Here is a 10658-nt window from a genome sequence, read left to right as displayed (position 1 = left end):
TCGTTGATCCGGGTCCAGGTCCTCGCGCCGTCGTCGGAGCGGTACACGGCGGTGATCTCCTCCACCGCGCCGACCTGGTAGACGGCCGGGTAGTCGGCGCCGTCGGCGGCCTTGCCGAAGCCGACGGTGTAGGAGGCCCAGCAGCTGTCGGCCTTCGTGAAGCGCGCGCCGCCGTCGGTGGATCGGTACAGCCCGTTCCACTTGGCGCTCAGCCACAGGTCACCGGTCCGCCCCGGCGCCGCGACCACCCTGAACTGGCTGTCGCCGGCGGGCAGTCCGGTCGCCCGGGCGGTGAAGGCGCGGCCGCCGTCCGTGCTCGCGAGCAGTGTTCCCGTGTCGGTGTCGTACGCGTAGAACACGGCCGGGTCGGCCGGGTCGGCGACCGGCGTGGCCCCCTTCGGGAAGGAGGCCACCTCGGACCAGGTCGCGCCGCCGTCCGCGGAGCGGTAGGCGGGGTACCTGGTGCCGTCCCAGTGCACGAAGGTCCACAGCAGCACGGTCCCGTCGGCGTTGACGGCGATCGGGCCCGGCGCGTTCTTCGCGAGGCCGGGCTGGGCGGCGAAGGGCGCCCAGGTCCGCCCGCCGTCGGTGGAGTACGCCCCGTTGCCGTGGTCCCCCCAGCCGGTGCGCACGACGTACGACGGTTTGCCGGCGGCCTGCGCGAGGCCGGTCGCCGACCCGAACACGGGGTTCGTGGCCATGCCCCGCGCGGGGGACGCGGTGAGCCGCTCGTGGTACATCACGCCGATGTCCCCGAGCCCGCTGATCAGGTGCGCCGGCCCGGACGGGGGCGAGATCAGCTGGCGTACGGCGCTCTCCTCCAGGCCGCGGATCCGCGGGGCCCAGTGCCGCAGGTCCCGGGTGCCGTAGAGGGTGGCGCCGGTGCCGTAGACGAGGTGGCGCGAGTCGTACGGGTCGACGGCGAGCGCCTGGATCCACCAGCCGAACTTGGGCTGCTCCCCGCCCCACTTCAAATACGGCGTCTCGGACACGTCGAAGACGGCCGACTCCTTCAGGGACGTCCAGGAGCGCCCGCCGTCCGTGGAGCGGTACAGGGTGTCGACGGCGGCCCAGCGGTTGTTGGTGGAGACGACGACGGTGCCGGGGCGGCGGGCGTCCACGGCGGCACCGCCGTAGCCGAAGGTGTCGGCGGAGCCGTCGGAGGTCGTCCCGCCGGGCTTCACGGGGGTGACCTCCGTCCACCTGCCCGTGACGGTGGCCAGCTTGTGCACGCTGCCGTCCGTCTGCCCGTTGGGGCCGGGCGCGTCGGCGTACGTCACGTACAGCTCCCGGGTGTGCCGGTCGTACGCAGCGCGGATCGGCACCTTGGCGGCGGTGCCGGCGGGCTGCCCGGGGACCGGGTGCCAGGTGGTGCCGTCCGTGGTGCGGAAGAGGTTCGGCGAGGTGCCGTCGGTGTCGCCCCAGCCGGCGTAGACCGCGCGGCCGGCCGCGACGAGGAGGGTGACGCCCTGGCCGGACGGGTTCGGGGTGGCCGGGAAGCCGGTCGCGGGAGCCCAGGTGGCACCCCGGTCCGTGGACTTCAGCAGCCCGTCGTGCCGGGTGCCCAGCCACAGGGTGTCGCTGTCGCGCGGGTCGACCAGCAGCCGCTCCCCCGCGCCGCGGCCGTCCTCGTTGGCGCCGAGCTTCACGGTGAGGTCGGTGCGCTGCCAGGTCCGGCCCCGGTCCGCCGAACGCAGCACGGCGCCGTTGCCGGACCAGGGCTGGGAGTAGGTGCCGACGGCGAGGTAGAGCCGGTCCGGGTGCGCGGGGTCGACGGCCATCGCCTCGACGCCGAGCAGGTTCCAGTCGTCCCAGCCCAGGTGGTCGGTGAGCGGGATCCAGCGGGCGGCCCTCTCGTCCCAGCGGTAGGCGCCGCCGATGTCGGTGCGGGCGTAGGCGAGGCCGCGGACGGCGGGGTGGAAGAGGACGCCGGTGATGAATCCGGTGCCGCCGATGACGACGTTGCGCCAGCGGTAGGCGGAGGCGGGCCCGGCGGCCCGGGCCGGCGCGTGGACCGCCGGCAGGGCGGTGAGGGCGGCGGCGGCAGCGGTCCCGGCGAGGACGACACGTCTGCCGGGTCGGGGCGTGTGCATGACATACCTCGTTCTGGAGGAGGGGTGAGTGACGGAACCGGGGGCGCGGGGCGGGCGTCAGCCCTTCACGGCCCCGGTCAGCATCCCCTTCTTGAAATGCTTCTGGACGAACGGCGAGACCACCGCCACCGGCAGCAGCGCCAGCACCATCACGGCCATCTGCACGGCCAGCGCCGAGATCTGCCCGGTCTTGATCGCCTGGCTCATCCCGACCGGCTGCTCCTGCTTCTGCACGAGCTGGATCATGACGTTCTGCAACGGCATCATGTCCTGGTCGGTGAGGTAGATCGACGCGTTGAACCACGCGCTCCAGTACCCCACCGCGTAGAACAGGGTGATCACCGCGATCACCGCGCGGGACAGCGGCATCACGATCTTCCACAGGATCCGCCAGTCCCCGGCCCCGTCGATCCGCGCGCTGTCGATCAGTTCGGGCGAGATGTTCATGAAGAACCCGCGCAGCACGAGGATGTTGAACACGCTCACCGCACTCGGCAGGATCAGCGCGAGATAGGTGTCGGTCAGCCCCAGCGACTGCACCAGCAGATACGTCGGAATGAGCCCCGCCCCGAAGAACATCGTCGCGAGCAGGGTCATCAGCAGCCACCGGTGTCCGAGCGACCCGCTTCGGGACAGCCCGTAGGCGGCCAGTACCGACACCGTCATGGAGAACAGCGTGCCGACGAGGGTGACCCCGAGGCTGACGAGCGTCGCCCGGGTGACCTGTCCGCCGCTCAGCAGTTCCTGGTACGCGATGAACGTGATGTCCCTGGGGATCAGCACCAGCCCGCCGGCCTCGGTGATGGTCTTCTTCGAGGACAGGCTGGTGACGATGACGATCCACAGCGGGAACAGCACGGCGAGGCAGGCACCGGCGAGGACGATCCCCTTGCCCGCGAGCCCGGCCTGGCTCGGCCGCTCCTCCCACACGGGCCGCGGCGGGGCGTCCCACCACCGGGGTTCGCGCTGCGCGGCCGGCTTCTCGATGACGGCGCTCACTTCTTGTACACCCCCTGCTCGCCCATCAGATGGGCCACCTTGTTCGCGGCGAGGACGAGCGCCACGCTCACCAGCCCCTTGATCAGTCCGGCGGCGGCGGCGTAGCTGAAGTCCTGGTTGCGTACGCCGTTCCACCACACATAGGTGTCGAGGACTTCGGCCGCGCCGGGCCCGACCGCGTCGCGTTGCAGCAGGATCTGCTCGAAGCCGACGGTGAGCGCGTCACCGACCCGCAGCACCAGCAGCAGCGCGATCACCGGCCGCAGCGCGGGCAGGGTGACGTGCCACATCCGGCGCCAGCGCCCCGCGCCGTCCATCGCCGCCGCCTCGTACAGGTCGGGGCTGACGGAGGCGAGCGCGGCGAGGAAGACGATGATCCCCCAGCCGGCGTCCTTCCAGACGCCCTCCGCCGTCACCAGGAACTTGAAGATCCCGGGGTCGGTCATCAGGTCGAAACCCTCGTGCCCGTGCTCGCGCAGCGTCTGGGCGATGATCCCGGCTCCGCCGAAGATCTGCTGGAAGACGGTGATGACCAGCACCCAGGAGAAGAAGTGCGGCAGGTACAGCACGGCCTGGGCGACCGCCCGCACCCGGGGCCTGATCACGCTGTTGATGAGCAGCGCGAGCAGGATCGGGATGGGGAAGAACAGCACCAGCTGGAGGAAGAACAGCACGAGCGTGTTGCGGACGGCGTCCCAGAACGCCGAGTCCTCGAAGATCCGCTGGAACTGCTCGAACCCCACCCATGGGCTCTCCAGGATGGCGGTGAACCCGTTGTCGCTGATGTACGGGTCGTACTCCTGGAAGGCGACGACGTTGCCCAGGATCGGTATGTAGTTGAAGACCAGGACCAGCACGACGGCCGGCAGGGTCATCAGGATCAGCGTGCGGTCGCGGCGCAGCCTCTGCCTCAGGCTCAGCTTCTCCGGGCGCCGCGCGGAGGGGAGGTCGGGCTCCCGCTCCGCGGCCTTGCTCGTCTGCGCCTCGGCCCTGCTGCGAGGCACCGTGCTGTGGGACACGGCCGTCTCCTTGCCTCAGTCCCGGGTCACTGCGCGGAACCGTTGTCGTCGAGCAGCTTCTGGTACCAGTCGCGCAGCTTGTCGCCGCCCTGCTTCTTCCAGTCGGAGACGGCCTGCTGCATGTCGCCGACCTTCTTGCGCCCGCGAACGATGTCGTCCTCCAGCTGCTCGAAGTCGTTGGAGAGGTTGGTGTAGCGGGCCGGCTCGGTGATCTGCATGCCCCAGAAGGCGGACTTCCTGGTGAAGGCGCCCATCCGCTGCTGCCACTCCACCTGTTCCTTGGCGATCTGCGGGAAGTCCGGGTGCGCGATGGTCGGGGCGGGGCTGGCGAGCATGACGTAGGCGTTGACGACTTCCTGGTTGCCCTTGTCGTTCTTGACGGGCATGCCGTCCTTGACGGTGTAGTGCGTGCCTTCGACCCCGTAGTTGGTGAGCATGTACTCCTTGGTGCCGTACGGGGCGGCGGTGACGTTCGCCGCGGCGAGGACGTCCTCGATGACGGCCTTGGACGCCTTCTTGTTGACGAAGGCGAAGATGCCGGCGGGCGATCCGGCCCACAGCTGCGGGTCACCGCCGTCGTGGCCGAAGATGTCCATCCCGGCGATCCGGAAGTCCGGGTTCTGGGTGGACTGTTCGGCCATCTTGCCCCACCAGTCCGAGATGTTGTTGTTGTAGATCAGCACCTGGCCGGAGGTGAACCGGTCGGCCGCGGTGCCCTGGTTGGCCGCCTTGGCGTCGGGATGGACCACCCCGGCGGCGTAGAGCTTGCGGGTCCATTCCAGCGCTTCCAGGTACTCCGGGGTCTCCACGCGGTAGACCAACTTGCCGTCGGCCTGGTTCCAGCCGAGAGGCTTCTCGCTGCCCGAGAGCACACCGAAGATGTTGAAGGCGGTCCACTTCAGGTCGTCGCAGGCCCACACCTTGGCCCGGGGCCGGGTGACGTCCTTGGCGAAGGCGAGGAAGTCGTCCGCGGTGCGCGGGAGTTCCCAGCCCTCCTCGTCGAAGACGTCCTTGCGGTAGAAGGGCACGATGCCGGTGACCGAGGGCGACGGCTGGGGCAGGCCGCGCAGTTTGCCGCCGAAGATGGAGTACTGCCAGGCCTCGGTGGGGATGGCGGCGAGGTTCGGGTACTTCTTGACCGCGTCGCCGGACAGGTACGGGCCGAGGTCGGCGAACTTGCTGATGATGGCGCTGGGTATCTTGCCGCCCATGTTCCAGCTGGGGATGACCACGACGTCCGGCATGTCGCTGGAGGCGAGGACCGCCCCCAGCTTCTCGTCGTAGGTCACGCCGTCCTGGTTCTGCCAGGCGATGTCGACGCCGATCAGGTCGTTCATCGTCCGGTAGTAGGGGTTGTCGCCCTTCGGCGGCGTGCCCCAGAACGGTGACATGACCTTGATGGAGCCGCCCTTGCCGAGCTTCTTCGGCACCGAGGTCTTCAGCGCGGCGAGGTCGACCCCGCGGGTGAAGCCGAGGGCGGAACCGTTCTTCGCCGGGATGTCCGGCGCCACCACGTTGCTGGCCACGTACGCCGGCAGCAGCTTCTGCGCTTTCTTGCCCGACGTGGTGCCCTCGCGGGAGTCGCCGTCGCCCGAACCGCCACAGGCGGCCAGCAGCGGCATGCCTCCGGCCACCGCTGCGGTGGCGACCGCCGTGGAGGCGAGGAAGCTTCTCCGGCTCGGGCCGGAGGAGGCAGAAGCGGCGTTCGGCGTCATTGCGTCAACCCTTCGTGGCGCACCAGGACACCCGGCGGTGGGGCCGTCGGCTGCGGTGTCTTGAGTGGAACTGGCTGAGCTGAAGCGTTCCTTCGACTTCTGAAGATGGACATCGTCGAAGCGCTTCGATGTTGCTGCGAGGTTAAGTGAACCCCCGGGGGTGCACAAGGGTCGTTCCCAAGATTCCTCGGCCGTGCGGGCCAGGACGCCGGTCGCCGACCGGACTCGTACATCCCTTGAAGTGTCGGCGGGGTCTCGGAGTTGTTGCGCGGTGATGTCTTGACACCCGCCGGTGCACCGCATGAGCATCGAAGCGCTTCGAAAGCGCCACGCCGCTCCATCCCAAGGGGAACTTCACGTGACCGCACAAACGCCGCCTACGCCGCCTTTCCGTGATCCGAACCTCCCGGTCGCGAAGCGCATCGACGACCTGCTGTCGCGGCTCACCCTGGACGAGAAGATCTCCTTCCTGCACCAGTTCGCGCCCGCCGTGGACCGGCTCGGCGTGGCCGCGTTCCGCACCGGCCAGGAGGCCCTGCACGGCGTCGCCTGGATGGGCCCGGCGACGGTGTTCCCACAGGCGGTCGGGCTCGGCGCGACCTGGAACCCGGAGCTGGTGCGCCGGGTCGGCGACGCGGTCTCGCGGGAGATCCGGGCGATGCGCGCCCGCGACGAGCGGGTCGGCCTCAACGTGTGGGCGCCGACGGTGAACCTGCTGCGCCATCCGCTGTGGGGCCGCAACGAGGAGGGCTACTCCGAGGACCCCCGGCTGACCTCCGCGATCGCCACCGCCTACACCCGGGGCCTGCGCGGCGACCACCCGGAGTACTGGCGCACCGCGCCCGTGCTGAAGCACTGGCTCGCGCACAACAACGAGACGGACCGGGACACCTCCTCGGCCTCGGTCCGCCCGCGGGTGCTGCACGAGTACGACCTGCGGGCCTTCCGCGACACCGTGGAGGCGGGCGCGGTCGCCGGGGTGATGCCGGCGTACAACCTGGTCAACGGCCGCCCCAACCACGTCTCCCCGTACCTGCGGGAGCAGCTGCGCGCCTGGACGGACGAGGACCTGCTGGTCTGCTCGGACGCGGGAGCGCCGTCCAACCTGGTCGACTCCGAGCACTACTTCGACACCCACGAGGAGGCGACCGCCGCGGCGCTGCTGGCCGGTGTCGACAGCTTCACCGACCACGGCACGGACGGCTCGAAGATCACCGCCCGGGTCCGCGGCGCCCTGGAGCGGGGCCTGCTGACCGAGGCGGACATCGACACCGCGGTCCGCCGCCAGCTGTCGGTCCGCTTCCGGCTCGGCGAGTTCGACGGGTACGAGGAGACGGGCGCCTTCGACACCCCCGAACACCGCGCGCTCGCCCGGGAGGCGGCCGAGCAGGCGATCGTGCTGCTGAAGAACGACGGGCTGCTGCCGCTGGCGCCGGACACCCGGATCGCCGTCGTCGGCCTGCTCGCCGACGAGTGCAAGCTCGACTGGTACAGCGGCACGCTCATCCACCGCTCCACCCCGCTGGAGGGCCTCTACGAGCGGTTCGGCGCCGAGCGGGTGTCGTTCGCGGAGGGGGTGGACCGCGTCCGGCTGCGGACGCCGGAGGGAACCTGGGTGCGGGTGCCCGAGACCGGGGACGCGAACGACCGGGTGCGCGGCGCCGAGGGCGCGCTCGACCCGGCGCTGCTCGCCGGCCGCACCGACCTGCCGCCGCTGACCGCCGACGCCACCGGCACCGAACTCGCCCTGATCGACTGGGGCGACGACGTGCTGACCTTCCGCGCGCCCGACGGCCGTTACCTCTCCGTCGCCGAGGACGGCTATGTCCGCGCCGCCGCGGACCAGCCCGGCGGCTGGGTGGTCCAGGAGACCTTCCGCCTCGAACCCCACGGGAACGGCCACCTCCTCCGGCACCTCGGTACGGGACGCCCCGTCTGTGTCGCCGCGGACGGCGTGAAGGTTGCCGCGCCGGAGGAGACGAACCCGACGGTCTTCGAGCTGGAGGTCACCGAGCGCGGCGAGGACGCGGTGACCCGGGCCGCGGCCGGGGCGGACGTGGTCGTGGTGGTCGCGGGCAACGACCCGCACCTGTGCGGCCGGGAGACGGAGGACCGTACGACGCTGCGGCTCCCCGCGCACCAGCGGCGCCTGCTGCGCGCGGCCCGCGCCGCCAACCCGCGCACCGTCCTGTCACTGGTGTCCGCCTACCCCTACGCGGTCGACCCCGCCGCGCTCCCGGCGGTGCTGTGGACCGCCCACGGCGGCCAGGCCGCGGGCACCGCCCTGGCCCGGGTGCTGGCCGGCGACGTCTCCCCCGCCGGCCGGCTCCCCCAGACCTGGTACGCGGACGACGGTGACCTGCCGGACCTGCTCGACTACGACGTCATCGGCAGCCGCCAGACGTACCAGTACTTCGAGGGCACGCCCCTGTTCCCGTTCGGCCACGGCCTGTCGTACGCGCGGTTCGCCTACACCGGCCTGACGGCCCGGGTCGAAGGGGAGTCGGTGCGCGTCTCGTTCACCGTCACCAACACGGGGGCGACGGCGGCGGACGAGGTCGCGCAGCTGTACGCCCGGCCCGCCGACCCGTCGGTGATCCGGCCGCGCCGCGCGCTGCTGGACCACGCGCGGATCACCCTGGCCCCGGACGAGAGCCAGGAACTGTCCTTCGAGGTTCCGCTGTCCGCGTTCGCGTTCTGGGACGTGGCCCGCGACGGCTGGCGGGTGGAGCCCGGCCCGTACGAGCTGCTGGCCGGCGCCTCCAGTGAGGACATCCGGCTGCGGACGACGGTGCCCCTGGCCGGCGAGCCCGCCGCGCCGCGCCCGGTCGTGACCCGCGGCCTGGACCCGGCCGGCTTCGACGAGCAGAGCGGCACGGAGATCGTCGACCGCACCAAGGTGTCGGGCGACGCGGTGACACCCTCCGGTGACGCAGCCGAACTCCTCTACCGGGCCTGCGACTTCGGCCCCGGCGTCACCGAGGTGACCGTCGAGGTGGCAGGCGGGGGCGGCACGGTCGAACTGTCCCTGGACGGGGGTCCGGTGCTCGCGACGCTCACCCTCACCGCCCCGACCTCCGGCCCGTACGACTACACCCGGCTGACCACCGCGTGCGCCGCCGAGGGCGTGCACGACGTCCGACTGGGACTGCGCGGCCCGCTGCGGCTCGCGCACGTCGGCTTCTCCGGTTGAGGGTCCGGACCAGGCCGGCACGGTGAAACAGCGACGGCCGCAGCCCCCGCACAGTGGGCTGCGGCCGTCGCCTGTCCGACCTGTCCGTGGCAGGTCAGAGCGCGAGACCGGTGAGGACCAGCACGCGCTCGTAGGTGTAGTCGTCCATGGCGTACTTCACGCCCTCGCGACCCACGCCGGACTGCTTGGCGCCGCCGTACGGCATCTGGTCGGCACGGTAGGAGGGCACGTCGCCGATGACGACACCGCCGACCTCCAGCGCGCGGTGGGCGCGGAAGGCGGTCTGGACGTCGTGGGTGAAGACGCCCGCCTGGAGGCCGAACTTGGAGTCGTTGACCGCGGCGAAGGCCTCGGCCTCGCCGTCGGCCTTCTGCACGGTGAGGACCGGTCCGAAGACCTCCTCGCAGGCGAGGGTCACATCGGCCGGGACGTCGGTGAGCACGGTCGGCGCGTAGGAGGCGCCGTCGCGCTTGCCGCCGGCGAGCAGCCTGGCGCCGGCCGCCACGGCCTCGTCCACCCAGGACTCCACGCGCTTGGCGGCGTCCTCGCTGACCAGCGGGCCGACATCGGTGGCGTCGTCACCCGGGTCACCGGTGACCTGGGCCTCGACGGCGGCGACGATGCGCGGCAGCAGCCGGTCGTACACGGCGGCGTCGGCGATCACGCGCTGCACGGAGATGCAGGACTGGCCGCCCTGGTAGTTGGAGAAGGTCGCGATGCGGCTCGCGGCCCAGTCCAGGTCCTCGTCGCTCGCCCAGTCGGCCAGCACGACGGCCGCGCCGTTGCCGCCCAGCTCCAGGGTGCAGTGCTTGCGCGGCACCGAGTCCATGATCGCGTAGCCGACCTTGTCGGAACCGGTGAAGGAGATCACCGGCAGCCGCTCGTCCTGGACCAGGGCGGGCATCCGGTCGTTCGGCACCGTCAGGATGCTCCACGAGCCGGCCGGCAGCCCGGTCTCGGCCAGCAGCTCACCGAGGATGAGCCCGGAGAGCGGGGTGGCCGGGGCGGGCTTGAGGATGATCGGGGCGCCGGCGGCGATGGCCGGGGCGACCTTGTGGGCGCACAGGTTCAGCGGGAAGTTGAACGGCGCGATGCCGAGGACGACGCCCTTGGGGAAGCGGCGGGTGAGGGCGAGCCGGCCCTGGCCGCCGAGGTCGGTGTCGAGGCGCTGCGCCTCGCCGCCGTTGAACCGCCGGGCCTCCTCGGCGGCGAACCGGAACACGGACACGGCACGGCCGACCTCGCCGCGCGCCCACTTGATCGGCTTGCCGTTCTCGGCGGAGATCAGCCGGGCGATCTCCTCGGTGCGCTCGGCGAGCCGCTTGCTGACGTGGTCGAGCGCGGCGGCCCGGACATGGGCGGGCGTGGCGGCGAACTCGTCCCGCACGGCGTACGCGGCGGCCACGGCCTCCTCGACCTGCGCGTCGGTCGGCACGCTGACCTGCCCGACCAGCCGACCGTCCCACGGCGACTCGACATCGAAGGTGGTCTCGCCGGTGGCCTGACGGCCGGCGAGCCAGAAGGCGTGGGTGGAGGTCATGGTCGTGGCCCGTGCCCTTCCGCGTTGGGGGTGTGCTTGCCTGTCGAGGTCCACGGTAGGGGCGGCGGGGCCGCGGGGGGCTTGTCCGAAACGTAGTGG

General features: G+C 71.5%; 6 protein-coding genes. 1 reads left to right on the top strand and 5 read right to left on the bottom strand.

Going from position 1 to position 10658, the window contains the following annotated elements; translation table 11 throughout:
- The 4 genes from CCN42_RS24250 to CCN42_RS24235 all read right to left on the bottom strand — a co-directional run.
- Positions 1-2093, bottom strand: a 2093-nt coding sequence (locus CCN42_RS24250; RefSeq protein ID WP_086738780.1) for a sialidase family protein, incomplete at its 3' end; no start/stop codon positions are given.
- A 57-nt stretch (positions 2094-2150) separates the two neighbouring features.
- Positions 2151-3092, bottom strand: coding sequence for a carbohydrate ABC transporter permease (locus CCN42_RS24245; RefSeq protein WP_086738778.1), 942 nt, complete (start codon positions 3090-3092; stop codon positions 2151-2153).
- Positions 3089-4111, bottom strand: a complete 1023-nt coding sequence (locus CCN42_RS24240) for an ABC transporter permease (RefSeq protein WP_086738776.1) — start codon at positions 4109-4111, stop codon at positions 3089-3091. The genes CCN42_RS24245 and CCN42_RS24240 overlap by 4 nt, the downstream gene beginning before the upstream one ends.
- A 26-nt stretch (positions 4112-4137) precedes the next feature.
- Positions 4138-5826 carry a type 2 periplasmic-binding domain-containing protein gene (locus tag CCN42_RS24235; RefSeq protein WP_086738774.1) on the bottom strand — a complete coding sequence of 563 codons (1689 nt, stop codon included), beginning with the start codon at positions 5824-5826 and terminating at the stop codon, positions 4138-4140.
- A 358-nt stretch (positions 5827-6184) separates the two neighbouring features.
- On the opposite strand from CCN42_RS24235, the gene CCN42_RS24225 reads away from it, so the two are divergent.
- A complete protein-coding gene (locus CCN42_RS24225) occupies positions 6185-9019 on the top strand; it encodes a glycoside hydrolase family 3 C-terminal domain-containing protein (RefSeq protein ID WP_086738772.1) in 2835 nt (944 codons plus the stop codon).
- A 94-nt stretch (positions 9020-9113) separates the two neighbouring features.
- On the opposite strand, the gene CCN42_RS24220 is transcribed toward CCN42_RS24225, so the two are convergent.
- The gene (locus tag CCN42_RS24220; protein WP_086738770.1) at positions 9114-10559 is read right to left on the bottom strand and encodes an aldehyde dehydrogenase family protein; all 1446 of its coding nucleotides are present in this window, start codon (positions 10557-10559) and stop codon (positions 9114-9116) included.
- Between the last annotated feature and the right edge of the window lie 99 nt (positions 10560-10658).

The sequence above is a fragment of the Streptomyces glaucescens genome, from assembly GCF_002154375.1.
GTDB classification, from domain to species: Bacteria; Actinomycetota; Actinomycetes; order Streptomycetales; family Streptomycetaceae; genus Streptomyces; species Streptomyces glaucescens.
Note: the sequence above shows the minus strand (reverse complement) of the source record. Positions and strands in the feature narration are given on the sequence as shown.

What these genes read in the sequence shown, in the direction of transcription:
- CCN42_RS24235 (WP_086738774.1), bottom strand. Translation starts at nt 5,826, where the DNA reads ATGACGCCGAACGCCGCTTCTGCCTCCTCCGGCCCGAGCCGGAGAAGC.
- CCN42_RS24220 (WP_086738770.1), bottom strand. Translation starts at nt 10,559, where the DNA reads ATGACCTCCACCCACGCCTTCTGGCTCGCCGGCCGTCAGGCCACCGGC.